The 25,992-nt window shown below is 60.4% G+C and carries 24 protein-coding genes and 1 riboswitch; of the genes, 13 read left to right on the top strand and 11 right to left on the bottom strand.

All coding sequences use genetic code 11. From position 1 onward, the window contains the following. Nucleotides 1–41: 41 nt before the first annotated feature. Genes dapD through dapA form a run of 3 tightly spaced genes read right to left on the bottom strand, consistent with a single transcriptional unit; the run spans nucleotide 42 to nucleotide 3,843 of the window. A complete protein-coding gene (gene dapD / locus ACTQ1S_RS06090) occupies nucleotides 42–761 on the bottom strand; it encodes a 2,3,4,5-tetrahydropyridine-2,6-dicarboxylate N-acetyltransferase (RefSeq protein WP_441540614.1) in 720 nt (239 codons plus the stop codon). A 39-nt stretch (nucleotides 762–800) separates the two neighbouring features. Then, the gene (gene dapB, locus ACTQ1S_RS06085) at nucleotides 801–1,541 is read right to left on the bottom strand and encodes a 4-hydroxy-tetrahydrodipicolinate reductase (RefSeq protein ID WP_441015777.1); all 741 of its coding nucleotides are present in this window, start codon (nucleotides 1,539–1,541) and stop codon (nucleotides 801–803) included. Continuing rightward, on the bottom strand, nucleotides 1,534–3,843 hold the full coding sequence (gene dapA, locus ACTQ1S_RS06080; RefSeq protein ID WP_441547297.1) for a 4-hydroxy-tetrahydrodipicolinate synthase: 2,310 nt from the start codon (nucleotides 3,841–3,843) through the stop codon (nucleotides 1,534–1,536). The genes dapB and dapA overlap by 8 nt, the downstream gene beginning before the upstream one ends. Before the next feature lie 65 nt (nucleotides 3,844–3,908). Beyond that, a riboswitch (Lysine riboswitch) is annotated at nucleotides 3,909–4,077 on the bottom strand. Nucleotides 4,078–4,221: 144 nt separating this feature from the next. Here dapA and ACTQ1S_RS06075 point away from each other — a divergent pair. From ACTQ1S_RS06075 to ACTQ1S_RS06060, 4 genes are all read left to right on the top strand, one after another. Beyond that, a complete protein-coding gene (locus ACTQ1S_RS06075; protein ID WP_441547296.1) occupies nucleotides 4,222–5,409 on the top strand; it encodes an N-acetyldiaminopimelate deacetylase in 1,188 nt (395 codons plus the stop codon). A 187-nt stretch (nucleotides 5,410–5,596) separates the two neighbouring features. Next, nucleotides 5,597–6,145 carry a DUF4352 domain-containing protein gene (locus ACTQ1S_RS06070; protein WP_441547295.1) on the top strand — a complete coding sequence of 183 codons (549 nt, stop codon included), beginning with the start codon at nucleotides 5,597–5,599 and terminating at the stop codon, nucleotides 6,143–6,145. A gap of 39 nt (nucleotides 6,146–6,184) precedes the next feature. After that, a complete protein-coding gene (locus ACTQ1S_RS06065) occupies nucleotides 6,185–6,607 on the top strand; it encodes an XRE family transcriptional regulator (protein ID WP_441063786.1) in 423 nt (140 codons plus the stop codon). Nucleotides 6,608–6,705: 98 nt separating this feature from the next. After that, a complete protein-coding gene (locus ACTQ1S_RS06060) occupies nucleotides 6,706–8,085 on the top strand; it encodes a serine/threonine protein kinase (protein WP_441547294.1) in 1,380 nt (459 codons plus the stop codon). A 38-nt stretch (nucleotides 8,086–8,123) separates the two neighbouring features. Here the strand turns inward: ACTQ1S_RS06060 and ACTQ1S_RS06055 are convergent, their stop codons facing one another. Further along, nucleotides 8,124–9,257 carry a coiled-coil domain-containing protein gene (locus ACTQ1S_RS06055; RefSeq protein WP_441547293.1) on the bottom strand — a complete coding sequence of 378 codons (1,134 nt, stop codon included), beginning with the start codon at nucleotides 9,255–9,257 and terminating at the stop codon, nucleotides 8,124–8,126. A 233-nt stretch (nucleotides 9,258–9,490) separates the two neighbouring features. Then, nucleotides 9,491–9,787, bottom strand: a complete 297-nt coding sequence (locus tag ACTQ1S_RS06050) for a hypothetical protein (RefSeq protein WP_441547292.1) — start codon at nucleotides 9,785–9,787, stop codon at nucleotides 9,491–9,493. A 257-nt stretch (nucleotides 9,788–10,044) separates the two neighbouring features. Between ACTQ1S_RS06050 and ACTQ1S_RS06045 the strand changes: the two genes are divergently transcribed. Then, the gene (locus tag ACTQ1S_RS06045; RefSeq protein ID WP_441547291.1) at nucleotides 10,045–11,301 is read left to right on the top strand and encodes a carboxylate--amine ligase; all 1,257 of its coding nucleotides are present in this window, start codon (nucleotides 10,045–10,047) and stop codon (nucleotides 11,299–11,301) included. Between the two features lie 85 nt (nucleotides 11,302–11,386). Then, on the top strand, nucleotides 11,387–12,133 hold the full coding sequence (locus tag ACTQ1S_RS06040; RefSeq protein WP_229770678.1) for an aspartate/glutamate racemase family protein: 747 nt from the start codon (nucleotides 11,387–11,389) through the stop codon (nucleotides 12,131–12,133). A gap of 193 nt (nucleotides 12,134–12,326) precedes the next feature. On the opposite strand, the gene ACTQ1S_RS06035 is transcribed toward ACTQ1S_RS06040, so the two are convergent. The 5 genes from ACTQ1S_RS06035 to ACTQ1S_RS06015 form a co-directional block, all read right to left on the bottom strand. Beyond that, a complete protein-coding gene (locus tag ACTQ1S_RS06035; RefSeq protein ID WP_427727867.1) occupies nucleotides 12,327–13,073 on the bottom strand; it encodes an energy-coupling factor transporter transmembrane component T family protein in 747 nt (248 codons plus the stop codon). Continuing rightward, complete coding sequence (locus ACTQ1S_RS06030) at nucleotides 13,066–14,832, bottom strand: ABC transporter ATP-binding protein (RefSeq protein ID WP_441063795.1); 1,767 nt, start codon at nucleotides 14,830–14,832, stop codon at nucleotides 13,066–13,068. Before ACTQ1S_RS06030 ends, ACTQ1S_RS06035 begins: the two co-directional genes overlap by 8 nt. Nucleotides 14,833–15,015: 183 nt before the next feature. Further along, nucleotides 15,016–15,585, bottom strand: a complete 570-nt coding sequence (locus tag ACTQ1S_RS06025; protein WP_441547290.1) for a tryptophan transporter — start codon at nucleotides 15,583–15,585, stop codon at nucleotides 15,016–15,018. A 144-nt stretch (nucleotides 15,586–15,729) separates the two neighbouring features. Continuing rightward, complete coding sequence (locus tag ACTQ1S_RS06020; RefSeq protein WP_441015732.1) at nucleotides 15,730–15,960, bottom strand: hypothetical protein; 231 nt, start codon at nucleotides 15,958–15,960, stop codon at nucleotides 15,730–15,732. A gap of 261 nt (nucleotides 15,961–16,221) precedes the next feature. Beyond that, the gene (locus ACTQ1S_RS06015) at nucleotides 16,222–17,139 is read right to left on the bottom strand and encodes a diacylglycerol/lipid kinase family protein (protein ID WP_441547289.1); all 918 of its coding nucleotides are present in this window, start codon (nucleotides 17,137–17,139) and stop codon (nucleotides 16,222–16,224) included. 98 nt (nucleotides 17,140–17,237) lie between these two features. Between ACTQ1S_RS06015 and rnd the strand changes: the two genes are divergently transcribed. The 7 genes from rnd (at nucleotide 17,238) to ACTQ1S_RS05980 (ending at nucleotide 24,349) form a co-directional block, all read left to right on the top strand. Beyond that, nucleotides 17,238–18,371, top strand: a complete 1,134-nt coding sequence (rnd, locus tag ACTQ1S_RS06010; protein ID WP_154517283.1) for a ribonuclease D — start codon at nucleotides 17,238–17,240, stop codon at nucleotides 18,369–18,371. Nucleotides 18,372–18,609: 238 nt separating this feature from the next. After that, a complete protein-coding gene (locus ACTQ1S_RS06005; protein WP_427795820.1) occupies nucleotides 18,610–19,314 on the top strand; it encodes a zinc metallopeptidase in 705 nt (234 codons plus the stop codon). A gap of 115 nt (nucleotides 19,315–19,429) precedes the next feature. Next, nucleotides 19,430–20,881, top strand: coding sequence for an exodeoxyribonuclease VII large subunit (gene xseA, locus ACTQ1S_RS06000; RefSeq protein ID WP_441547288.1), 1,452 nt, complete (start codon nucleotides 19,430–19,432; stop codon nucleotides 20,879–20,881). Between the two features lie 42 nt (nucleotides 20,882–20,923). Continuing rightward, nucleotides 20,924–21,190: an exodeoxyribonuclease VII small subunit gene (gene xseB / locus ACTQ1S_RS05995; protein ID WP_006234311.1), complete on the top strand. Its 267-nt coding sequence runs from the start codon at nucleotides 20,924–20,926 to the stop codon at nucleotides 21,188–21,190. A 155-nt stretch (nucleotides 21,191–21,345) separates the two neighbouring features. After that, complete coding sequence (locus ACTQ1S_RS05990; protein WP_035137921.1) at nucleotides 21,346–21,681, top strand: histidine triad nucleotide-binding protein; 336 nt, start codon at nucleotides 21,346–21,348, stop codon at nucleotides 21,679–21,681. Between the two features lie 147 nt (nucleotides 21,682–21,828). Then, nucleotides 21,829–23,007 carry an acetate/propionate family kinase gene (locus ACTQ1S_RS05985; RefSeq protein ID WP_006234305.1) on the top strand — a complete coding sequence of 393 codons (1,179 nt, stop codon included), beginning with the start codon at nucleotides 21,829–21,831 and terminating at the stop codon, nucleotides 23,005–23,007. A gap of 163 nt (nucleotides 23,008–23,170) precedes the next feature. Then, entirely contained in the window at nucleotides 23,171–24,349 is a 1,179-nt protein-coding gene (locus ACTQ1S_RS05980) for an acetate/propionate family kinase (RefSeq protein ID WP_117820680.1), read from the top strand. A 554-nt stretch (nucleotides 24,350–24,903) separates the two neighbouring features. Here the strand turns inward: ACTQ1S_RS05980 and pta are convergent. Then, nucleotides 24,904–25,884, bottom strand: coding sequence for a phosphate acetyltransferase (pta, locus tag ACTQ1S_RS05975; RefSeq protein WP_441547287.1), 981 nt, complete (start codon nucleotides 25,882–25,884; stop codon nucleotides 24,904–24,906). Between the last annotated feature and the right edge of the window lie 108 nt (nucleotides 25,885–25,992).

Genomic DNA, 25,992 nt, shown 5'->3' with positions numbered 1-25,992 from the left:
CAGCGTCGAGCCGTTACGCGGTTTGGTAAAACCGCGTAACCCTACAGCTGGCGCAGGCCCTCTTCGAGACCGGTCTTGCTGTCGGTCTTCTCGTCGCGCATCTTGATGACGCGGGCAGGGACACCGGCCACGACGGCGCCGGCGGGGACGTCCTCGACGCACACGGCGCCGGCGGCAACGACAGCACCCTTGCCCACGCGCACGCCTTCCAGGACCACAGCATTGGCGCCGATCATAACGTTGTCCTCGATGATGACGGGCGTGGCGCTGGCGGGCTCCACGACGCCTGCCAGCACGGTGCCGGCGCCAATGTGGCAGTTCTTGCCCACGGTGGCGCGACCGCCCAGCACGGCGCCCATATCGATCATGGAGCCTTCGCCAATGACGGCGCCGATGTTGATGATGGCGCCCATCATGATGACGGCACGGTCGCCGATCTCGACGCGGTCGCGGATGATCGCACCCGGCTCGATGCGGGCGTTGATGCCCTTGAGGTCGAGCATGGGCACGGCGGAGTTGCGGCAGTCGTTCTCCACATCGTAGTAGTCGATGGAATCGACGTTGGCGTCGAGGATTGCCTTGAGCTCATCCCAGTCGCCAAATACAGTCTTGCCACGGCGGCCGCCATAGACATGCGCACTGCCCCACTGGACCTTCATGCCCGGCTTTTCGCGCACGTACAGCTTGACGGGCGTCTTCTTGGGCGCGGTGGCGATATAGTTGATAATCTCCTGTGCATCCATTTCGGCTGCGTTGCTCATTTGCGGTCTCTCCTTTGGGTGGATCCGGTTGATACCTGGTTAGGCAAACATGACCTGGTCGAACGTATAGAAGCCGGGTTCGCGGGTGACGAGCTTCTGCGCGGCTGCCAAGGCGCCGTTGACAAAGATCTGACGACTCGTGGCGCGATGCGCGAGCGTGACCTCCTCGTCCTGGCCAAAGAAACTCACTTCGTGCACGCCGGCGACAGTGCCGCCGCGCAGCGAGTGCACGCCGATCTCCTTGGGGTCGCGCGCTCCGCACATGCCCTCGCGGCCATAGACGGGGTGGTAGCCTGCCTCGGGCTCGGCTTCGACGACGGCGTCGAGCAGCAACTTGGCAGTGCCGCTGGGGGCGTCGACCTTTTGGTTGTGGTGCGTCTCGACGATTTCGCAGTCAAAGCCGGGCAGCTCTCGCGTGGCCTGTGCCACCAGATGACGCAGGGCTGCGATACCGATGGAGTAATTGCCGGAGTGCATGACGCGGGCGCTCTGACCCAGCTCGCGCAGGCGATCCATCTGCTCGGGCGTATAGCCTGTGGTGCCCGAGACCAACGCCGCACCCGTGCGCTCGACATAGGCGACGACGGCGTCGAAGGTCGCAACGTTCGAGAAGTCGATGATGACGTCGGCCGCCGGAGCGTTCTCGAGCTCGGACAAGTCGAAGCCGATCTGGGCGACGATGTCAAAAACGGGCTCTCCGGCAGCGTCGACAATACCCTCGGCGGTAGTGCGGATGAGCGAGCCCATGCGGCCCGTTCCCATAATGACGGTCTTAATCAAGCAGACCAGCTCCCTTCAGAGCATCGGTAAGTGCGGAGCGCGTGTCGTCTGCCATGGGGCACAGCGGCATGCGGTAGTTTGCCTCGATCATACCCATCTGGGCGAGCGCTTCCTTGACGGGGATGGGGTTGACCTCGCTAAAGAGGGCATTGATGAGCGGCTGGCCGGCAATCTGGATATCGCGGGCACGTGCCACGTCACCGTCCAGATAGGCGCGGCACATGTCATGTACGAGCTGCGGCTGCACGTCGGCCCACACGCTGATGGTGCCCGAAGCACCCAGGCTCATGAGCGGCACGGTGAGCGCGTCCTCGCCCGAGTACATGCGGAAGTCGTCGGACAGCAGGTGGGCGATCTTGGCAGCGTAGGCGACGTTGCCCGAGGCTTCCTTAATACCCATGATGTTGGGGTGCGCGGCCAAGCGCTCCACGTTGCGCTCGCTGATGCCGCAGCCACAGCGGCCGGGGATGTTGTACAGGATGCAGGGGATGTCTACGGCATCGGCGACGGTCTTAAAGTGCTGGTAGATACCCTCTTCGTTGGATTTGTTGTAGTAGGGGGTAATGAGCAGCAGGCCGTCGGCTCCCAAGCCCTGGTAAGTGAGCGACTTGGTGAGCATGGTCTGCGTGGAGTTGGAGCCCGAGCCGGCGATGACGGGGACGCGTCCTGCAACCTGCTTGACCACCGCGGCGACAACGGAGTTGTCCTCGTCGTCGGTCATCGTGGCGCTCTCGCCGGTGGTGCCCAGGGCGAGGATGGCGTCGGTGCCATTTTGCAGGTGGAAATCGATAAGGCGCTCGAGCGCATCAAAGTCGACACTGCCGTCCTTTTTAAACGGCGTAACCAGGGCGACGATTGAGCCCTCGAGATTGCGGATGTCCATGTTCTTCTCCTTCGCTTCGGCGATCTGGATGCGCTTGTTCCATTGGGCGGCGACTGCCAGGCGCTCGTCTTGGGCGCGGTGGCGGGCACTTTCGGCGCGTGACTTGGCCAACAGTTCTCGGCCGCACGGCAGCACGTCGAGCGTGGCAAAGTAATCGCCCGGGCGCTCGGCGCGGCGTATGAGGTCGGCCGCGCCATCGGGGCGCAGCAGGACCTCGGCGGAGCGCAGCCGTCCGTTGTAGTTGTAGCCCATGGAGTAGCCATGCGCACCGGTATCGTGGATTACAAGCAGGTCGCCCATGTCGATATTCGGTAGCTCGCGATCGATGGCGAACTTGTCGTTGTTCTCGCACAGATTGCCCGTGATGTCATAGGTGTTCGTGACGGGCGCTGTGCCCTTGTCGGCGCCGCCCGGCTGACCCATCACTGTAATGTGGTGGTAGGCACCATACATGGCGGGGCGGATCAAATCGACGGCGCTTGCATCGACACCGATATAGTCCTTGTAGATCTGCTTCTCGTGGATGGCCTTGGTGATCAGGCAGCCGTAGGGGCCCATCATAAAGCGGCCCATCTCGGTGTAGATTGCCACATCGCCCATGCCTGCGGGGACCAGGATCTCGTCGTATGCCGCGTGCACTCCCTCGCCGATGGCGTGAATGTCGTTGGCCTGTTGTTCGGGCAGGTAGGGGATGCCGACGCCGCCGGATAGATTGATGAAGGCGACGTGTGCGCCGGTCTCGCGCTCCAGGCGCACGGCAAGCTCAAAGAGGATGCGCGCGAGCTTGGGGTAGTAGTCGTTGGTAACGGTGTTGCTGGCAAGGAATGCGTGGATGCCAATGTCCTCGGCACCCTTGGTCTTGAGCATACGGAAGGCCTCGAAGAGTTGCTCGGTGGTCATGCCGTATTTGGAGTCGCCGGGGTTGTCCATGATGCCGTTGGAGAGCTGGAACAGGCCGCCCGGATTAAAGCGGCAGCTGACCGTCTTGGGGATGGGCCCCGCAACACGCTCAAAGAACTCGATGTGGCTGATGTCGTCAAAGTTGACGATGGCACCCAGCTTGTCGGCGAGCTCAAAGTCCGCAGCCGGCGTGTCGTTGGACGAGAACATGATGTCGTGTCCCGTGATACCCAGCGAGCGGGCGATCATGAGCTCGGTATAGCTCGAGCAATCGCAGCCGCAGCCGTATTCGTTGAGAATAGAGATGAGTGCCGGGTTGGGGTTGGCCTTGACGGCAAAGTATTCCTTAAAGCCCGGGTTCCACGCAAAGGCGTCGCGCACCTCTTGCATGTTGCGGCGGATGCCCGCCTCGTCGTATAGATGAAACGGCGTGGGGAACTGCTCGACGATATGCTCGAGCGTCTCCTTGTCCACAAACGGCTGCTTGGCCGCATATGCCTCGTTGGGGGTCAATGCCATGTCCCGTAAACCTCGCTATCCAGACGGCGCCATCTGCGCATCGAATCCGCATAGCGTGGACCCAATGTCCGGATAGCGCTCCCGCATTGCTGCAGACAGTCCTGTGGGTGTTTCCCACAGGCCCACCAGGTTGTTCGTGCCCGAAAAACCCAGTTCGGCGGGTTTCGCCTCCCCGCGGGGTCAAAGCCTGCCGGCTCGCCCGCGGCTCTTCGTGCCCGCGCCTCTATCAAGTGGTAAAGACCCTATCACGTTGCACTTTACCAAACAAGAGTATTCGTATATAACGTTTAAAAAATGCAGGGATATGCTGGAAACATGTGCGCCACAATCCTGTATCACAATAAGTTGCAACAGATGTGCCTCACGAAGGGATCCTCTATGACCGAGCTCCAAGAACTCCGTCGCTATCGCCGCGATCTCCATCGCATTCCGGAGCTCGATTTCGATCTTCCGCAAACCATTGCCTATATCGAGGGCGTGCTGGCACCGCTCACCTGCGAAGTGACCCATCCGTGCCCCAGCTGCGTCTGCGCTTTCTTCGACGCCGGCGTTGATGCCGCGCATGCCACGGCGATTCGCGCCGATATGGATGCGCTGCCCATTGAGGAGGCGACAGGGGCGGCCTTTGCCTCGACCCATCCCGGCAAGATGCACGCTTGCGGACATGACGGTCACATGGCCATGGCACTTGCCGCCGCGACGTATGTCGACCGTACGATTCGCGAGCAGCCGGGCGCCATGAGGCGCAACGTGCTCTTTGTGTTCCAGCCGGCCGAGGAAACGACCGGTGGTGCCAAGACGGTATGCGAGAGCGGCGTGTTCGAGCGCTATGGGGCCGACCGCATTTTTGGCTTCCATGTGTGGCCCGATCTGCCTGCCGGCACGTTGGCGAGCTGTTCCGGTCCGCTGTTGGCGCGTTCGAGCGAGACGCATATCTATATTCACGGTACGAGCATCCATATTGCTAAGACCTATGGCGTGCCGGTCGAGGAGTCGCACGATGCCGCGTTGGCGGCAGCGAAGTTTTTGGTTGCCGAGCGCGAGCTGATGGACGAGCTGGGCGGCGACGAGCCCTGTATCGGCAAGTTTGGCCTGATGCAGGCCGGTACGGTTTGCAACGCGGTGGCGGGGGAGGCCCATGTGGCCGGAAGCCTGCGTGTGTTTACGGACGGCATGTTCGACCGGGCGCGCGAAGGCGTACGTCGCGTGCTGGACGATGCCTGTGCCGCAACGGGCTGCACGTACGATCTCGACTTTGCCGAGGGCTATCCGCCAGTCGACAACGACCCCGAGTTGTTTGCCAGCGTCGCGCCTGCCTTGCCCGGCCTGCAGCTTGTGGAGGAGCCGCTGTTAATTGCCGAGGACTTTGCGTTCTATCAGCGCCATCTGCCGGGCGTGTTCTTCTTGCTGGGCACGGGTGTGCCGGAGGGTCAAGAAAACCCGAGCGATTCGGATGGCTGTCCCGCCTATGCCACGAGCGCCCTTCACACCGATACCATGCTCTTTGACGAGGAAATCCTACTCAAGGGCCTCGATGTCTACAAACGATTGCTTGGCTTGGAGTGACGATGGAACGACGCCGACAGTCTGCCATATATAGTCCTGGTGGGTACGGGTGCGGCTTGCTGCTGCTCCCGGTTATTGCTGTGAGCATTGGCCGTTTACCGCGGCATTAGCTCCCAGCTAATGAATTTGAGCTCGCTGCCTTCTACGATGTGCTGTGTACCGGCGCGGTAGCCGGATCGTAGGAAGGATGCATAATGAAAAAGCTCGAAAACGAAGTGCTGCTGAGCGTCGCGCTGCACTTGGCGCATTCGCCACCGTCGCCTTGGGGACTGCCGGTCTTCTTGCCGGTTGTGGTAGCGATAAGGCGACCGTCACCGAGGACGCTGGCGATGGCGACAAGAAGGAAGAGGCGAAGAAGGGAGAGCAGCCTACGACTGACCTGGCGGTTGGCACGACGGTGACCACAGCTGCCGGTCTTTCCGTCGTCGTCGATTCCGTCCAGCCCGGCCTTACAAATTATGACGGTTCGACCATGACGGGCATTCACGTCACGTACGTCAACAATGGCGATGAGGGCGCAGATTACAATATCTACGACTGGAAGGGCGAGGACGCCAACGGTGCCCAACAGAATCAGGGTTACTACAGCGAGGGCTCCGATGAGCTGCAGTCTGGTACCCTTTCCGCCGGTGGTTCCGTGGCGGGCAATATCTACTTTGATGGCGATATCAAGAAGGCACTGTATTTTGCCAATATGTTTGATAAGTCTGCCACTGCAAGCTGGGTGCTGGCCTAGCATGTCGCTACCGTTGCGCCGGATGGGAGGTGAAGTCGTATGCCCGATAAAAAGCTGACCGAGGAGTTGCTCAATGAGCTTCTCGATGCGCCGAACATTGATGGCTATATCAGGGAGCACGACTTTGCCGCCCCGTCGCTTTCGGATTACCTGAAGCAGCTACTGCAGGAAAAGGGCTTGGAGCGCTCGCGCGTGGTTCGTATGGCCGATCTCAATGAGACCTTTGGCTATCAGATCTTTACCGGTGTGCGTCATCCGAGTCGCAATAAGGTGCTGCAGATTGCCTTTGCGATGGCGCTGACGCTCAAAGAGACCAACCGTGCGCTGACGGCTGCCGGGGTAAGCGTCCTTAACTGCAAGGACCGCCGCGATGCGATTATCATCTTTTGCATCGATCGCGGGTGCAGCCTCCAAAAGGTCAACGAGGAGCTGTATCGCTTTGGCGAGGAGACGGTGAATTAGCCGCTGATATCTGAGCCAGCGGAGCTGTCGAACAACGATGCAAACGAACGGGGCGCGGATGCGATGGGGTGTCTGCGCCCTGCGTTATGATGGAGGCTATGGATACTCAGGCCCCAACATATTCCAATGACGAGCTGACCGCAGCGCTTGCCGAGCACCTGGCGTCGCTCGATCGCGACGACAGCTATCGCGTGGAGCGTGTACTTAAGCGCTCGTCCGTTGAAACAACCGAGCTCGTGTACTTTGAAGGAGCCGGCGGTGGTTCGCTCGGTCCCTTTGTCCGTAAACGCATCGATGCTTCGGCTCAAATCGGCGGGGCATACGAGCGTCTGTTTGCCGCTCAGCGGGCAGGCAGGCGTTTTGAGCACCTGCCCAGAATCGTCGATTGTCGTCGTTCGGGCGACGAGCTCAACGTGGTTATGGAATACATCGAAGGGGAGACACTCGGGGCACTGGTGGACCGTCTGGGATCCGCTCCCGATTATGCGCGTGAATTGTATCCTGTCCTTTGCGACGCCGTGGGCGAGCTCCATGCCGGTTTTGCAATGGCGGGGGAGGCTTCGGCGCCGGTGATCCATCGCGACCTGAAGCCGTCGAATATCATCGTGGCAGGTGCCAACTATACGCCTGATGACGGCCTGACGTTTTCATCGCTGGTGATTATCGACTTGGGGATCGCGCGCGTGTGGCGCGATGGCGCCGATGCCGATACTGTCAAGTTTGGGACACGGCCCTATGCGCCGCCCGAGCAGTATGGGTTTGGGCAGACGAGCGTGCGAAGCGATGTCTACGCGCTCGGTGCCCTGCTGTTCTTCTGCTTGACGGGAGTCGACCCTAAACCAGGGCTCGACATGCGCGAGCAATGCGAGGTGCCCGGCATTCCCACTCCACTTGCCGATGTCGTTTGCATGGCGATGGCGCTCGACCCGGCCAAGCGTTTTGCGAGTGCGGAAGCATTGGGACGGGCGACGCGCGCGGCATACGATCTGAGTCGCCCCGTGCGGCCTCCTGCGCCTGCGCCTGTCCGTACTCCGGCCTCGGAGACGTTGTTGACGCCCCAAGGGCTCCAGAACCCCGCAAGGCTTCCTAGGCCTGCCACCTCCGCTGCATGCGGTCTGCTCTCTCGCGTTCCGGAGTCCCTGGGGCGCATTTGGAATACGCTCGTCTGCTTCTCGCTGCTTGTGTTCTTTGCCGGAAGTCACTTTGCCGTCTTTCAACCCACGGGAGCAAACCAAAGCTACCCGACGTGGCTTCTCATAATCGAGTATTTTTTCTTTGTCGATGGCCTTATGGCGCTTATGCATTTTGCGGCGCTCGATAAGCGCCGTCTACGTCGGCGATTCGCACTGCTCGACAGCTATCGCGGCAAGAAACTCGCGAAACTCTGGCTCAAGGCATTGGGTGTGCTGCTCCTATGCATGATCGTCATAGTCGCGGTTGCCAATGCGACCGGCGTCGTCGATACTTCCGTCGCGTAAACAAAAAAGGGCCCCATTGGGGCCCTTTACAGTTGCACTTAGATGCGGTTCATCTGAGCAGCGACTTTGTTGTACCAGTCCTGCCACGTGGGTGGGCAGTACTTTTTGGCCGCGGCCGGGGTAAGGGTGGAGCCGTAGTTGGCGCCCAGATAGGCAACGTGAGCGAAGATGCCCTCGCTCCAGCTGCCAAAGCTGCGCCAACCGCCGCCACGTGCACTCCAGCCCCAGGCGTTGTAAGAATTGGCGCAATAAGCACCCTTGGTGCTCTCGATGCAGGCGATGGCGGGGGACCAACGGGGGTCGACACCGGTATTCCAAGCGGCGACGGCAAAGTTATAGCCCTGGCCTGCCATAGGGGAGCCGGCGAGGTAATTGTCGATGCGGCTCGTCCACTCATTAATGAACGAATCGTAATCGGAACTACCGGTGTTGGCGTTGTTCACCGTGGTGTCGATGGTGGTGTTGGCGTTGGTGGCCTGGCTGCTGGAATTGCTGCCGCTCACGCCCTCGCCCGAGAGCTTCTCGGCGGCAGCGGCCTTATCGGCCTCAAGCTTGGCAAGCTCGGCGGCATTTTCCTGCTCGGCTTTTGCCTGTGCCTCGCTGCGGAGCTGCTGGGCCTGCGCCAGCGCATCCTCGGCGTTTTTCTGCTCTGCCTCAAGCTGAGACTTGGCCTGCTGGAGCTCGGCCTTGTTCTGCTCGAGTTCGGTTTGCATGTTATTGAGCTCTTCGATCTCGTCGACGCTCGAGCTTGTGATCTGGTTGGTGTATTTGCAGGTCGTGATGAACTCACCCAGGCTCTGTGTGTTGACCAGGAAGCTCACGATGGGGCTGGTGCCCTTCTGGTACTTATACAGATCGCGCATGGCGGAGCTTGCCTTGGCCTGCTGATCGGGAAGCTTCGCCTCGATCTTTTCGATACTTGCCTCGTTGGCGTCAATCTGCTTCTGCAGATCGCCGAGCTTGGTACGGGCATCGTTGTAGGCGCTCGTGGCGGCTTCGATCTTCTGCTGGGCGGCGGCAAGCTGATCCTGCGTTGCCTGCGAGGCGGCATACGCCGCGACGGGGGAGAGCATCGGCGTGGCCGTCAACGCAACGGCGAGCGCGGCGCTCGTGATGATACGAGCCGGCTTCGACGCGATGAGCGCTGCGGTGCGATGATTCGAATGCTGCATCCAGTCCCTCTGCAATCAATCGTAGGTTATTGTTCCTCAGGTATTCTACTACTGCTTTCGACCTCAACTTGAACCTTAAAGGTTTTAAAGGGTCAAGTTGAACTTGAGACTTTGGCTTTGACCTGCAGTTATATCGAATTGTTGAGAAACCATAGAGTTCAACTTTAACGTTACGGGGCCTGTTTGGGACGGGCTTTGGACTGTGAAAGCTATCTCAACGTTGGGGTTTGTGGCTATAAGGTCCCATCGCGGTGAGCTTGCCCTACTTCGTTGAGCGCCTGGGCGGGGGTGAACGAACAGGTGCCGTCGCCGAGTTTGATTACCCTGATGTTGTCCCCGGCGTGGGCATCGGAGACGAGGCCAAACTGCTCGATGGCGGTATCGTGTCCGCCGGCGACGGGCGTCTTGCGCGTGCCTTTGTGCGCCGATGTATCGATGGAGGTGATGTAGGCGGCACCGTCGTAAGCGTCGTTTGCGGTGCGCAGAGGAGCAGTCGCTTGCGCGCTGCGCCAACTCGCGTTTTGCGGCATCGAGGATGGGGTTATCGGTTGGAAGGTCCTGGAGCACGCGTGCGCCTTTCACTCGGGGGTATCAATATGCTGAACCCTACAACAACGGTGGGTTCATTGCCGTTTGTCATACGGCGGTGAGTGCGGCCTTCATGCTGGATAATTGCGTTGATTGTCATAGATACAGTGGAGCTTTAGGAGGAAACGGTCCGGCACGCTAAAATAAACGGGTTGCATAAAGACCGCCCGTCGTGGGCAGTTCTAGATAGGAAGTTTCCATGGCATTGCAGTTTACAGAGCGCGAGTTTATCCCCGTGCTGCTCGGCGGCGACATCAACGCCTATTCGGTGGCGCGCGCCTTTTACGAGGAGTATCAGGTCAAGAGCCTGGTCTTTGGCAAGTACCAGACCGGTCCTGCGTACCGCAGCCAGATTATCGACTACACGCCCAATGTTGATATCGACACCATGCCGGTCATGATCGAGACCATTAACGGTGTCGCGCAGGCCAATCCCGATAAGAAGATTATTCTCATGGGCTGCGGCGACAACTATGTCGCGCTTGCCGCACAGGCTCAGGACGCCGGCCAGCTTGCCTCGAACGTCATCGCGCCCTATGCGCCCTACAGCATGCTCGAACAGTGCCAGAAGAAGGAAATCTTCTACGAGCTGTGCGAGAAGCACGGTGTTCCCTATCCGCATACGTTTACCTTTACCATGGCCATGCTCAACGCCCAGGGCGAGGCTCCTGCCGAGGTGCTCGACCAGATCGATTTTCCCTTCCCGATGATCCTGAAGCCTTCCGACGGCATCATGTGGTGGGAGCACGAGTTCGAGGGCCAGAAGAAGGCCTACGAGATCGCCGATCGCGCCGAGCTGGAGCAGGTCATTCGCGATGTATACGCGAGTGGCTACACCGATGACCTCATCTTGCAGGATCGCGTGCCCGGCAACGACGAGTACATGCGCGTGCTTACCAGCTATTCCGACCGTAACGGCAAGGTGCGCATGATGTGCCTGGGCCACGTGCTGCTCGAGGAACACCAGCCCCATGGTGTCGGCAACCACGCCTGCATCATCACCGAGCCCAATGACGAGCTCATGGGCGGCGTGCGCAAGTTGCTCGAGGACCTCAAGTTTACGGGCTTCTCCAACTTTGACGTCAAATACGACAAGCGCGACGGTTCGTTTAAGTTCTTCGACTTCAACACTCGCCAGGGCCGCAGTAACTACTACGTCACCAACAGTGGCTTTAACGTTGCCAAGTACGTAGTGGACGAGTATGTGTACAACCGCCCGTTTGAGCCCGAGTTTGTGACGGCGCAGAACGAGGCGCTGTGGATGGTTGTCCCCATGGGCGTGGTCGATAAATACGTCAAGGATCCCGAGCTGCGCGCTAAGGCGCATCGCCTGGTCAAGGAGGGTAAGGCCGCCGACCCCTCGTTTATGAAGGGCGACTTTGTCTTTAACCGCTGGCTGCGCATGTGGCACACCAAGCTGCGTCACTTTAAGCTGTTTAAGACGTATTACAAATAGGATGAACGTCGCGCCCGCCCGGTTTGTATCGGACGGGCGCGGGTATGATACGCGCAATGCTGCGAGCGTCACCAAGGAGGCGGCGATGGAAAAGCTGGGAGTTATCGGCGGTATGGGCGCCGAGGCCACGTCGTATTACTACGACCAGGTGGTGCGTCACACGGCGGCCGCCCGCGATCAGGAACATATCGACATGGTGGTGCTCTCTAAGTCGACCATGCCCGACCGCACGCTGGCCATTAAGACCGGCGACCATACCGAGCTGCTGGCGACCATGAAGGAATGTGCGCAGGCGCTCGAGACGCTGGGCTGCGCGCACATTGCCATTCCCTGCAACACGTCGCACTACTTCTACGATCAGATTCAGTCGTTTACCTCGGTCCCCATCATCCATATGCCGCGCGAGTCGGTGCGCTATGCGCTTGCCGGCGTGGTGATGGGGGAGTGTGAGTTCGACCCCAACTTGAGCATGCCGGCCGAGCCGGTGCGCAAGATCGGCATCATGGGTACCGATGGCACCGTGGGTGCCGGCGTCTACGGTCGCGAGTGCGAGGCGGCAGGCGTCGAAGTCGTTTATCCCAGCGAGAAGCGCCAGGCCGATGTGATGTCGCTTATTTACGATGATGTGAAGGCGGGACGCGAGCCCGATATGGATAAGTTTGATCGTGTGATGTGGGAGTTTGCCCGCAGCGGCTGCGACCGCGTCATTCTGGCCTGCACGGAGCTTTCGGTGCTGCAAAAGTATCGCGAGATGCCCGAGATCACCCTCGACGCCATGGACGTTTTGGTGCGCGAGTCCATCATCCGCAGCGGCGCCCCCTACCGCCTGTAGCTCTCGACCTGCCAAAAAGGGACAGGTTTATTTTGGTAGGTTTTATCTGGGGAAACAGTGAGGCCCCGGCTCGTTTGTGCGAGCCGAGGCCTTTTGCATTTGTCGGTTTCTGCTTGGTGCTGGAGCTTAAAGGACGAGACTGACATTTGCCCATATAAAACCGACCAAAATAAACCTGTCCCTTTTTGGCAGGTTAGAACAAGAATCCGAGGACGATGAGGGCAATGCTGGCAATAAGTATGGCAATGTCCATGCCCTTAATGGGATAGCGCTTGTACGAGCTCGCGCGCGTACGCAGATAAAAGCCACGTTGCTCGGCCGCCAGGGCAGTGGCATCGGTCTTGCCCACGGAGCTCACCAGCAGCGGCACGCAGAGCGGTAGCATGAGCTGGATCTTCTTGAGGGGGTTCTTGGTGTCGTATTCAACGCCGCGCGCGGTCTGCGCCTCCATGATGGCGTTCATCTCCTGGCTAAAGACCGGTACAAAGCGCAGTGCCGTGGTAAACGTGAACGCATAGCGGTACGGCACGTGCAGCACCTCCACGCAAGCGTTAGCGAGATCGCCGAGCTGCGTGATGGTGAGCATGAGGATGAGCGGCAGCGCCACGCCGAGCAGGCGAAGCGCCGCCTTGGTGCCGGTGATAAGACCATCTGTGGTAATCCAGGCAAAGATGGGGGCTCCGGTGCGGATAAAGGCGGTCTGCAGGACCAGCATGATTAGTGAGAGCGGCACCATGAGCTTGACGAGCGAGACTAGGCCTGCGGTCGATTTGGCGTAGATGCCCAAGATAAAAGTCAGCACAAGCAGGGCGATCAGGAGCACATAAGTGTCGCCGAGGAAGGTCGCCAAGATAATAGCCGCGGCCAGGGCTAGCTTGGTCACGGGGTTCAGCCGGTGCAGCAGTGAGTCTCCGGGCACGTAGTCGATCACGTTAGTCATGCTTGAGCATCTCCTTTACCAGGTCGACCAGATCGGAGACCTGACTGATTCCGGCGAATCGGGGCGAAACGTCGCGCGCGAGTTCTTTGGACAGGGCCACAACCTGCGGTGGCTCCACGTAGGCGGCGCGCATGAGGGCATCGTCGGCGAAGATCCGGTTCGCGTCGCCGCGCTCGAGGATGCGTCCGTCTGCCATGACTACCAGGCGCTGGGCAAAGTCCGAGACGACCTCCATGTCGTGGCACACCATGATCACGGCGCAGCCGCGCTCGGCCATCTCGCTCACCGTCTCCATCACGGTCATGCACTCGCGGTAATCGAGGCCGCTCGTGGGCTCATCGAGCAGAACCACCTGTGGGTCGAGCACAACCACGGACGCTAGGGCGACCATCTGTCGCTGTCCGCGCGAAAGCGAGAACGGCGATTCGTCCAAGGGGAGCCCAAAGCGCTCCGCCGCCACCCGTGCACGCTGGCGGGCCTCGTCGGTGCCGACACCGTGCAGTTCAAGACCAAAGGCAACCTCGTCGAGTACGGTGTCGCGGCAGAGCTGGCGGTCGGGGTTCTGGAACAGCGTCGCGCATTTTGCAGCGATCGCGCTGGTGGGGACGTCGGCGGTGTTCATCCCCGCCATACGCACGGTTCCCGACGCTGGATGCAGAAGGCCGTTCAACAGCTTGGTGAGCGTGGTCTTGCCAGCACCGTTCTGGCCGATGATGCCTACGAGCTCGCCGGGATAGACGCACATGTTGAGGTTGCTGACCGAGGCACCGCCATGGGGGTAGGCAAAGGTCACATCGGTGAGTTCGACTACTGGCTCCTGATTGACGCCGCGGGGGACCGCCGGGATATGGGGAGAGGTCTCGGGCACATCGGCGGGCGCGTCCTTGCTTGTTGCATCCGCAAGTAAGGACGAGATAAGCTGGTGCGCTTCGGAAACATTGAGGCAGGGCGCCTGATCGCTCGGCAACAGACCCACTTCTGCCAGGCTGTTCGCGATGCGCGCGACGCGGGGACTGTCGACGCCCATCTGGCGCAGCTCGCTTGCGTGGGCAAAGACCTGGTGGGGTTCGCCGTCAAACGCGAGCTTGCCGTCTGCCATGACGAGGACGCGGCTGCAGTATTTCGACAACAGCGCGACCTTCTGCTCGATAACAACCACGGTGATGCCGTGTTCGCGGTTGATCTGGCGCAGCGTGTCAAAAACGAGCGTGGAGCTTGCCGGGTCGAGCGCTGCCGTGGGCTCGTCGAGCACGAGCACGTTGGGCGCCATGGCGATGATCGCGGCGATTGCGACTTTCTGCTTCTGCCCGCCCGAAAGCGTGGCAATCTCGCGGTGGCGCAGGTCGCTAATGCCGACGGTCGTCAGCGTCTGGCTGATGCGCTCCTCGATTTGATCGTGCGGTATGCCAAAGTTCTCGAGGCCAAAGAGCATCTCGTCTTCAACGATGGGCGCAACCATCTGGGCATCGATGTCCTGCAGCACGCTTCCCACCATGCGCGAGATATCCGTGAGGGTGATCTCGCAGGTGTCGCGGTCATCGACGAGCGTGGCTCCAAAGAGCTGGCCGGTGTAATGGTGGGGGATGGCTCCGCTCATAACGGCGGCAAGCGTCGATTTGCCGGCGCCTGAGGGGCCGATGACGCCCACAAACTCACCCTTTTCGATGGCGAGTGAGACGTGATCGAGGGCATTCTGCGCCTCGTGCCCATAGGAAAATGAGACGTCATCGAGCTTGATGATGGTATTGCTGGAGCTCATGGGGGCCTTTCTATCGTAAAAGAGCACCGGCCGCAAAACGACCGGCGGTCTACATGGTAGCAAGTATTACTACTTGGAGAAGACCTTCTTGAGCGGAATGCTGAGGGCCTGGACCAGGATGGCGTTGAAGACGGAGGTGCCTGCGTTGAAGACGGAGGTGCCTGCGTGTGGCTTGTCGGCTACTTAGTCGTTGAGCTTGAGGGCCTTCTTGATGGGGATGTAGAGGGCGGTCACGATGATGGCGTTGGCAACACCGGTGGCGACGACGACAGGAGCCATGACGCCCATGAAAGCCGGGTTGTTCATGACGCCAAAGGAGAAGATCGCCGCGTAGATCATGCCGGAGATGAAGGTGACAACAAAGGTGCTGACGAGCGGGAGCAGGCCCTTGACCTTGGAGTCGGCGAGCACGGAGACGAGCAGAGCCATGACCATGGCGGCGACGGGCTCGGCGATCAGGTCGGGGCCCTTGACGGAGGCGGTGATTTGGATTACAACGCCGGCGAGGAGGCCGATAATTGCGGATTGGCCGATGTTGGGCTTGACGATGAGAATCTCGAGGCAGAAAGCCGCGATGATGAACTCGGGCGAGAGGAAGCCTCCGGTGAGGCCGCTAAAGAACTTGGAGACGGTCATGTTGAGGACGAAACCGGCGGCGAGGAGGATGGCATAGAGAGTGAGTGCCTTGAGGTCGAGTTTGCCGCGGTCAGTGGTCTGGACGGTGCGGGGCTGGGCGGTGGTGTTCTGAGGCATGTTGAAAATCCTTTCGGAAGGGGAGTGCAAGGGAAAAGCGGAGGCGCGTGATGCGAATGCGATCGGGCTCGAGATAGAAAAAGGCCCCCGGTCGAAACCGGAGGCCTTTCAATCACCTAGAGCGCAAAAACAGGCGTGAGGGACTCACTGTCGACCGATCGTATTCGCATCACGCCACCACCAGTTGTTGAGGGACTTCATCGCGTTCTTCATCTTGGTGGCTCCTTTCGTGATGCCATGGCGCAGTCGCACCTTGTTTCTGTTGCGTTGCACTATAGCACAGCAAAGTGTTTGCGGGGAATCTTTTTTGAAAGATTTCAGCGACGTTTCCCGCCGGTCGAAGGGGCGGGCTGAGCGGGGGGCGACCTTGGCCATCCCGCCCGCGCCTTAAGGTGTGGGGTTCTTAGGCCTTCTTGCGACGATAGATCACGAAGCCACAGACACCGATGATGATGGCGCCAACACCCATGGCGGCCATGTTGTTGCCCTTGGACTTCTCCTCGGTGATTGGATGAATATCATACCAATGTGGATTTACTTCTTTCGGCGGTGAATCAGGTTGATGGCGTAGCCCACGAGCAGGGCCAGAACGATGACGATAAAGCCAAGGATAGGGTTGTCGTTCACGGGGTTCTCCTATTTTCCGAGTGGTGAGAATTCGTCGACGATGAGGTCGAGGCATTGCGGAAGCGCGCGGGCGCCAAAGACACCGGAGTTGCTGGAGATGATCTCGCCATCGAACTGCATGCCCAGCGACGGCGTGCAGGTAATCTTGGCCTCCTTGGTCTGGATAATCTTAAACTGCGGGCGGCCGAGCACCTTGCCGGCGGGGTCGAGCGCGGCGGTGATCACCGTGGGGAGCAGCTGCACCGTGCGCACGGGTTCAATAACGACGATGTCGACCATGCCGTCGTTCATGCGGCAGTTGGGGAACAGGTTGATGTCGTTTTGGATGACTGAGGTATTGCCCGCCATGCAGCAGATGCCGTCGAGCTCCTCGACCATGCCGTCGTGTTCAATGGTAAAGTGCGCCACCGTGGGGTTGGGCGTGGCGAGCGCGGAGAGGAAGTAGGCGATCTCGCCAATGTCGTTTTTGGTGGGAGCGGCCTTCATCATGATCTCGGCGTCGAAGCCCGAGCCGGCGATGATGATAAAGCCGTGGCGCTTCTCGTTACCGTTCTCGTCGATCCAAAAGAGCTCACCCATGTCCACCTTGACCGTGCGGCCGGCGCGGCAAGCCTTGGCAAGCGCCGCCGCCTCGGGGGCATTACCGATGTTGTTAAAGAACAGGCAGGCTGTGCCGGAGGGGAAGATGAGCGTAGGGACACCGCACCCGCGCATCTGGTCGAGCACGTTGGAGACGGTGCCGTCGCCGCCCGAAACGACTACGCGGTCGAACTCACGAACGTCCGCTACCGCGTCCTCGGGCTCCATGCCATCGCCGATAAAGCGCATTACGACCTCGTCGCCGCCCTGTGCAAGAGCGTGCGTGAATGCGAAGATTTCATCGGAGCTGGGACCCGATGCCGGGTTGTGGATGATAAGGCAGCGCATACTTACGTTCCCGTTCTGTGACTAACCGAGTATAGTTGTAGGGCAATATCGATATCCTACCCGTGTTTTTCGGGCCTAACCTTATTCGATGGGTTGATATGTACATTTCCACACATCAGGCTCTACTCGACTTTTGTCAGCGCGCTCGTGAGTTCGACGCGATTGCCGTCGATACCGAGTTTTTGCGCGAGCGCACGTTTCATCCGCGCCTGTGCCTGGTTCAGATTGCCACCCCTGCCGAGAGCGTCGCGGTCGATCCTTTGGTGATCGACGACTTATCGCCGCTGGCCGAGCTTATGGCCGACGAGAGCGTGGTCAAGGTCTTCCACGCCTGCTCGCAGGATATGGAGGTTATGCTCCACACCGTGGGCGCGCTGCCGCGACCGATTTTTGACACGCAGGTCGCCGCCGCCTTTTTGGGTGAGCGCCAGCAGATTTCCTACGGCGCGCTCGTTCAGACGTTCTGCGGCGTATCGCTGCCCAAGACCGAGTCGCTGACCGATTGGTCGCGCCGCCCGCTGAGCGATAAGCAGATTGAGTACGCGATCGATGACGTCAAGTATCTGATCGTCGCCTATACCGAGATGATGAGCCGCCTGCGCGAGCTTGGCCGCGTGGATTGGGTGCTCGACGAGTTGCGCCCGCTGGCCGACGAGTCGCACTACCGCGCCGACCGCCATGAGGCATTCCGCAAGGTCAAGCGCATCAACTCGTGTAGCCGCCATCAGCTGGGCATTGCGCGCGAGCTTGCCGCCTGGCGCGAGGACCGCGCCGAGCGCCGCAACATCCCGCGCAAGTGGGTCATGTCCGACGATACGCTGCTGGCGCTCGTCAAGCGCAATCCCGTGCGCGTTGAGGAGTTCCGCAGCATCCGCGGCACCGATCAACTGGGGGAGCGCGATGTGGACGGCGCGCTCATGGCCATCAAACGCGGCGCGAGCTGCCCGCACGATCGCCTGCCGCTCATGGTGCGCGGACATCGCCAGATCTCTCCGGAGCTGGAGAGCGTGACGGATCTCATGTACGCGCTCATTCGCCTGGTTGCCGAGCGTTCGGGCGTGGCGACCTCGGTCATTGCCTCGCGCGATGACCTGGCCGACTATATTGAGCATCCCGAGCAGAGCCCTTTGCGCGAAGGCTGGCGCTTTGAGCTTGTGGGCTCGCGCCTGGACGATCTGCTCTCGGGCAACATGGGGTTGACGGTGAAGGACGGCAAAATCGAGCTCCTGTAGGTATATGGTTACGCGGTTTTACCAAACCGCGTAACAGCTCGACGCTGCAAACGGCCGAGAGCGGCAATCTGACGTTCAATCGTCGCTCGCGTACCAAAGTGCGCGTCGCTTCTCTTTCACGTCACCTTGCTCGCTCTCGGCCGTTTTCGCTGACATTGTCAAAACATCGATGCTGTCTCGTTGGCTGGGCGAGTGGGTAGAATGCCTCCAACGTGTAACTCGATTCGGAGGAATTCGCATGCCCTATTACTATGGTTATGGCTTTGGCATCGACCCGCTTTACCTGCTGGTCGTCCTTGTTTGTACGGTGCTCGGTCTTGCCGCGCAGAGCTATATCAACTCGACGTATAAAACCTGGTCCAAGGTTCGCTCGGACGGCGACACGGGCGCTGCGGTCGCGCGCCGCATGCTCGACGCCAGCGGTTGCAATGCCGTGGGTATCAAGGGCGTCGCCGGTGAGCTCACCGACCATTACAACCCGCAGGATAACAACCTGTATCTCTCGGATGCCAACCGTTCGGGCGGATCGGTCGCAAGCGTTGCCGTCGCCTGCCACGAGGCGGGCCACGCCGCCCAGCGCCAAAGCGGCTATGCCATGATGAAGGTGCGCACTGCCCTGGTCCCGGTCGTCAACTTTACCCAGAACACCTGGACCATCGTGTTGCTCTTGGGCCTGTTTATGAACATTGCCGGGCTCACGACCCTCGCGCTGATCTTCTTCTCGTTTAGTGTGTTGTTCCAGCTGGTTACGCTGCCGGTCGAGATTGATGCCAGCCGCCGCGCCGTGGCGTACATCGAGCGGTCGGGCATGAGCTCCAAGCAGGTCAACGGTGCCAAGAAGGTCCTGACGGCAGCCGCACTTACCTATGTTGCCGCAGCGCTCACCTCGATCATTCAGCTGCTCTACCTGATGGCTCGCTACAACAGAAACTCCAACCGATAACAAATTGGCTTGACAGGCGCCGCGGGGATTTGTGTCCCCGCGGCGCTGTACTATGTGTTGGACTTGAATTTGCGCAGGGCTGGAGCCTTTGTGCACGATAACGAAAGGAGGCTGCGTGGCAGGCTGGAATCTAACCGGCAATGCTGTTTCCGCCGAGTTTGACGGCTCGGACGATCGGGAGCGCAAGGAACTCAGCGTGAGCCAGGCGGTGGAGATTGCCGCCGGTGCACTCGATGCTATTCCGCAGCTGAGTGTCTTGGGCGAGGTCACGGGCTTCCGTGGCCCCAATGCCCGAAGCGGCCACTGCTACTTCCAGATTAAGGACGATTCGGCCGCCGTTGACTGCATCATTTGGAAGGGTGCCTATCTCAAGCGCACGTTCGATCTGCGCGACGGCATGCAGGTGAGCTTTAAGGGTAGCTTCAATCTCTATAAGCCCACGGGCCGCATGAGTTTTGTCGCCCGCTCGTTTTCGCTGGCGGGGGAGGGTCTGCTGCGTCAACAAGTGGCGCAACTGGCCGAAAAGCTGAGCCGCGAGGGCCTGATGGACGAAGCGCGCAAGCGCCGCATCCCGGTGTTCTGCTCGCGTGTGGCGGTCGTCACCTCGCTTTCGGGTGCCGTAATCGATGACGTCAAGCGCACATTGCGTCGTCGTAACCCGCTCGTCGAGCTCGTTTGCGTGGGTGCCAAGGTTCAAGGCGAGGGTGCGCCGGCAGAGCTCATTGAGGGCTTGCGTCGCGCCGCTTCCATTACGCCGGCGCCCGATTGCATTTTGCTGGTGCGTGGCGGCGGCTCCTTCGAGGACCTTATGACCTTTAACGACGAGGAGCTTGCCCGTGCGGTGGCGGCCTGTCCCGTGCCCGTGGTGACCGGTATTGGGCATGAGCCCGATACCTCGATTTGCGACATGGTGAGCGATCGCCGCGCCTCCACGCCCACGGCGGCGGCCGAATCGGTGGCGCCGGCTATGACGGAGTTGGCCGACGTGCTTGAGACGCGCCATCGGCGTCTGGGCGCCGCGATGGCTTCGATGATCGGGTCGGATCAGGTCGATCTGGAAATGCTCGACCAGCGCGGTCGTCGTGCCTGGGACACCTATACGGCTCGTCTGGGCGACGCGCTCGATGCGGCCGCGTGCCGCCCGTGCCTCAACGATCCAACGTTTATGGTCGAGCGTCGCGAGTCCGAGCTTGCCCTGACGTCCGATCGTCTGTCCGGCGCTGTAACGCGTTCGGTTGGGGCCTTCCGCTCCAACTTTGAGCGTCTGCCCGAGCGCTTGATCGCAAGCACCTCGGGGCTCGATGGCAAACGCCATGCGCTCACGCTTGCGAGCTCCCGTCTGGAGCATCAGGGGCGCACGATGCTCAGCAAGCCCGCGTCCGACCTGGGCCGAGCTGCTGCGTCGCTCGATGCCTTGTCGCCGCTCAGGGTGCTTGCCCGCGGTTACTCCATCGCGTACAGCGAGGACGGTGTGGCTACGAGCGCCAAGACCTTTAAGCCGGGCGACACCATCCGCGTGCGCATGGCGGACGGCAACGTGGCAGCAACCGTCAACGCGGTCGAGTAGACCGCGTTTCACAGTGATAGACCCTTAGGAAAGGAAACAGATATGGCAGAGAAGACCCCGGTCGAGCAGCTTACGTACAAGCAGGCCTCGCAGGAGCTGGAGCTCATCATCCGCAGCCTGGAGTCGGGCGACATGGAGCTCGAGGAGTCGCTCGAGAGCTATACCCGCGGCGTCGAGCTCCTCAAGAGCCTACGCACCCGCCTGTCCGATGCCGAGCAGAAGGTCTCGGTGCTTCTTAAGGACGTCGACGGCAACGACGTGCTCGCCGACGGCGAAGCCGCCAACACCGACGACAACCTTTCGTTCTAACCACCTCGCAGCCTACTTTGGGGTAGTCTTTTTGGGACGGGGCTTTTTTGACTACCCTTGCGCGACGGCTCGCCAGGTGCCTGCGCTTGCGAAAAAGTAGTCAAAAAAGCCCCGTCCCAAAAAGACTACCTTGGTCTGTGAGAAAGGAACCAACCATGTGTGATTGCATCTTCTGCAAAATTGCCAACCACGAGATCCCCTCAACCGTTGTCTATGAGGACGATCAGGTCATCGCGTTCGACGACCTCAACCCCCAGGCGCCGGTCCACACGCTCGTAATCCCCAAGAAGCACTACAGCGACATCGCCGACAACGTACCGGCCGAGACCATGGGCGCCATGGCCCACGCCATTCAGGAGGTCGCCAAGGCCAAGGGCCTGGAGGACGGCTTCCGCGTCATCTCCAACAAGGGCGTCAATGCCGGCCAGACCGTCATGCACTTCCACATGCACGTCCTCGGCGGCAAAAACCTGGGCGAGAACCTCATCTGAGGGCGCTTCTTCCGTGGGATGAGGCGAAAGCTTGGGCATCGATAACTTATATATCAACGCAATAAACCCGAGCGCGAGGGCGTTTGGGTTTATTATTGAAGCGTATGTAACCTGGCGGCGCCACACCGCCTGTTAGTAGGGAGACACATGAACGTTCTGGTCGTCAACGCAGGATCTTCGACCCTTAAGTATCAGGTCATCGATACCAAATCCCACAAGGTGTCCGCAAAGGGCTCCTGTGAGCGCGTCTGCTTTACCGGCGGTACCTTCACCCACGCTGCCAACGGCTCCAAGAAGGTGACCGAGAACATCGAGTTCCCCGACCACAAGGTCGCCATCGAGGTCGTCCTGAAGGACCTCGAGGCCAACGGCGTCAAGATCGAGGGCATCGGCCACCGTATCGTTCAGGGCGGTTGGTACTTCGGCGATTCCTCCCTCGTCGACGAGGACGTCCTCGCCAAGATCCGCGAGGTCGCTCCGCTCGCCCCGCTGCACAACAACCCCGAGGCCAACGTTATCGAGTACTGCCTCGAGCAGTATCCCGACCTGCCCAACGTCACGGTCTACGACACCGCTTTCCACTTCAATATGCCCGAGGTCGCCAAGACCTACGCCCTGCCCAAGGACGTCTGCGACAAGCTGCACATCCGTAAGTACGGCGCCCACGGCACCAGCTACCGCTACATCTCCAAGAAGGTTGCCGAGATGACCAACGGCGAGGCTCGCAAGGTCGTCGTGTGCCACATCGGTTCCGGCGCTTCCCTGTGCGCTATCGAGGACGGTAAGTGCATGGACACCACCATGGGCTTGACGCCGCTCGACGGTGTCATGATGGGCACCCGCTGCGGCTCCATCGACCCGGCTACCGTGTGCTACCTGCAGCGCGAGGGTGGCTACACCTTCGACGAGGTCGACGAGATGATGAACAAGAAGTCCGGCCTTTTGGCTGTGACCGGCGGCAAGACCAACGACTGCCGCAACGTCGAGGAGCTCGCCGCTGCTGGTGACCCCGAGGCTCAGCTCGCCTTCGATATGTTCGTCTACAAGATTGCCGCCAAGGCTGCCGAGATGGCCACTTCCATGTGCGGTATGGACACCCTGGTCTTTACCGCCGGCATTGGCGAGCACGCTCCGGCCGTTCGCGCCGGCGTGGCCGATCGTCTGGCCTTTATGGGCGTTAAGATGGATCATGCCCGCAACGCCCTGCGTGGCGACGGCGCCTGGTGCCTGTCCGCCAAGGATTCCAAGGTCAAGATCTTCGTCATCCCCACGGACGAGGAGTTCATGATCGCTTCCGACGTCGAGCGCATCGTCAACGGCAAGTAATTGCAAGAGGGGAGGGGCTGGGCGACCGAGCGCCGTTCGGCCCCTCTTTTGCGCTCGTTGGGCGATATGCTGATAGCTATTTATCAAGATATGATAACTTCTTATTAACATGCGGCCGCCTTAAGGGGTCTGCGTCGACCGTATTGCACTGCAAAGGAGTCTCATGAACGTACTTGTTGTCAACGCCGGCAGCTCAAGCCTTAAATATCAGCTTTTGGATACCGATACCCGCGAGGTTTTCGCCAAGGGCAACTGCGAGCGTATCGGATCGGACATGGGCATCTTTGGCCACTCCGAGAACGGTGGCGCCAAGCAGACCGAGGAGGTCCCTTTCCCCGATCATCGCTCTGCTATCGCTCGTGTGCTCGAGGAGCTTGAGAAGACCGACTTTACGATTGATGGCATTGGGCATCGTATCGTTCAGGGCGGCTGGCACTTCGATGATTCCGCAGTCGTCGACGACGAGGTCATGGCCAAGATTCTTGAGGTGGCACCGCTCGCCCCGCTGCACAATTACGGCGAGGCCGCGGCGATTGAGTATTGCCGCGAGAAGTATCCGGAGCTGCCCAACGTGGCCGTCTTCGATACCTCGTTCCACATGACCATGCCCGAGGTTGCCTACACCTACGCCCTGCCCAAGGACGTGTGCGACAAGTACCACGTGCGCAAGTACGGCGCCCACGGAACGAGCCACCGCTACGAGTGGATGATGGCCAAGGAGATCCTGGGCTCGCGCTGCCACCGTCTGCTTTCGTGCCATCTGGGCAACGGTGCTTCGCTCGCCGCCATCGAGGACGGCGTGTGCCGCGACACCACGATGGGCCTCACGCCGCTCGATGGCCTGATGATGGGCACCCGTTGTGGTTCCATTGACCCGGCCACCGTGTGCTACCTCCAGCGCGAGGGCGGCTACAGCTATCAGGAAGTCGATGACATGATGAACAAGCAGTCTGGTCTGCTTGCCATCTCGGGTATCTCCAACGACGCCCGCGACATCCGCACGCGCGCCTCCGAGGGCGATGAGCGCTGCCTGCTCGCCTTCGACATGTTCGCCTACAAGGCCATGCAGCAGGCCGGTTCCATGATCGCATCCATGGCGGGTGTGGACACCATCACCTTTACCGCCGGCATCGGCGAGAACGACTGGTCGATCCGCAAGGCCTTCTGCGACTGCTTTGAGTGGCTGGGCGTGCGCATCGACAACAACAAGAACCGCGAGGCCGTGGGCAACGGCCCGCAGGTCATCAGCGCCGCCGGTTCCGCCGTCACCGTCATGGTCATCCCCACCGACGAGGAATACATGATCGCCCACGACGTCGAGCGTCTGACCAAGAACAACTAGCGCGCCGATTGCATGCAAACGAAAGGCCTCCTGAGCAACAGCTCGGGAGGCCTTTTTTACTAGCAGAAGGACAGCGGAAACTCCATCCCGTTTCGAGCACAAATTCTGGGACACGCTTTCCGGTTGAGGCACGTTGCGGAAGGTGCGACCCACAATAAAGCAAAATTCCGTCCCGCAGTTTCCCAAACAGCCCCCAAGTGGAAGCTACATCCCACAATCCGCCTCCAAACCGGGACACGCTTTCCGGTGGGCCAGACATCGAACCGCAGCCAACATTTCGCATCCAAAGTGATTGCCGCCATCAACGCCTGCACTTTCAGCAACGGCACCCATCCATTCAGATTCTCAGCCCCAGCTCGTAGCCAAGCCGCCGTCCACCCCAGATCCCCTGAATGCTACGTGGCGGTAGAAGGCCGTACGGGCTAACCCCTGAAAACATTCCGCAGACCAGAAACGCCCCCGTTCGTAGCTCCGGAGGAGCAGAACGGGGGCGTTTCATTGGTCGAGGACGTTTTCAGGGGTTAGCCCGTACGGCCTTCGGGCGAGTGCGTGCGCTACTCAGCCATCTGAGCCTGGACGGCGGTGATGGCTACGACACCCACGATGTCGTCGGCAGAGCAGCCGCGCGAAAGGTCGTTAACCGGCTTGGCGATGCCCTGCAGGATGGGGCCGTAGGCGTCGGCGCCGGCGAAGCGCTGGACCAGCTTGTAGCCGATGTTGCCGGCCTCGAGGTCGGGGAACACGAGCACGTTGGCCTTGCCGGCAACGGAGGAGCCGGGAGCCTTGAGCTGGGCGACGTTGGGGACGATGGCGGCGTCGAGCTGCAGGTCGCCATCGATGGCGAGCTCGGGAGCCTTCTCCCTGCAGAACTTCACGGCCTCCTGGACCTTCTTGGCGACCTCGCCGCCGGCGGAACCCATGGTGGAGTAGGAGAGCATGGCCACATGCGGCTCAACGTTGCCCATGAAGGTGGACCAAGAGTGAGCGGAGGCGATGGCGATCTCGGAGAGCTCATCGGAGGACGGGTTGATGTTGAGGCCGCAATCGGCGAAGATCAGCGTGCCGTCGGTGCCGAACTGCGGGGTGTCGGTGCACATCACAAAGAAGGCCGAGACCAGCTTGGTGCCCGGGGCGGTCTTGAGGATCTGCAGCGCGGGGCGCAGGGTGTCGGCGGTGGAGTGGCAGGCGCCGGAGACCAGACCATCGGCATCGCCCATCTTGACCATCATGGTGCCAAAGTAGGTGGCGTCCATCACCTGGGCGCGAGCCTGCTCGATGGTGACACCCTTCTTGGCGCGGAGCTCGGCAAACTTCTGCGCGTACTCCTCGTGCTTCTCGGCATTGCGCGGGTCGATGACGGTAGCGCCGGGAACGTTGATCTCGTCGGGGTTGCCCAAGATGACGATCTTTGCCAAGCCCTCCTCGATGATCTTGGTAGCTGCGATGATGGTGCGCGGATCTTCGCCCTCGGGCAGGACGATCGTCTTAAGGTCGGCCTTGGCGGCAGACTTCATACGGTTTAGGAAATCGCTCATGTTACTCCTTACAAGCGTTTCGCTAAGCTCCAGGCACCCGGCTGTCCACGAATAAACCCGCTGCTAGCGGGTTTACCTTTCAAATATGTACGCCGGGGTGCTTGAGCT

The organism is Collinsella sp. LCP21S3_D3 (assembly GCF_052118305.1).
Taxonomy (GTDB): Bacteria; Actinomycetota; Coriobacteriia; order Coriobacteriales; family Coriobacteriaceae; genus Collinsella.
This window is presented reverse-complemented; position numbering and strand designations above follow the sequence as displayed.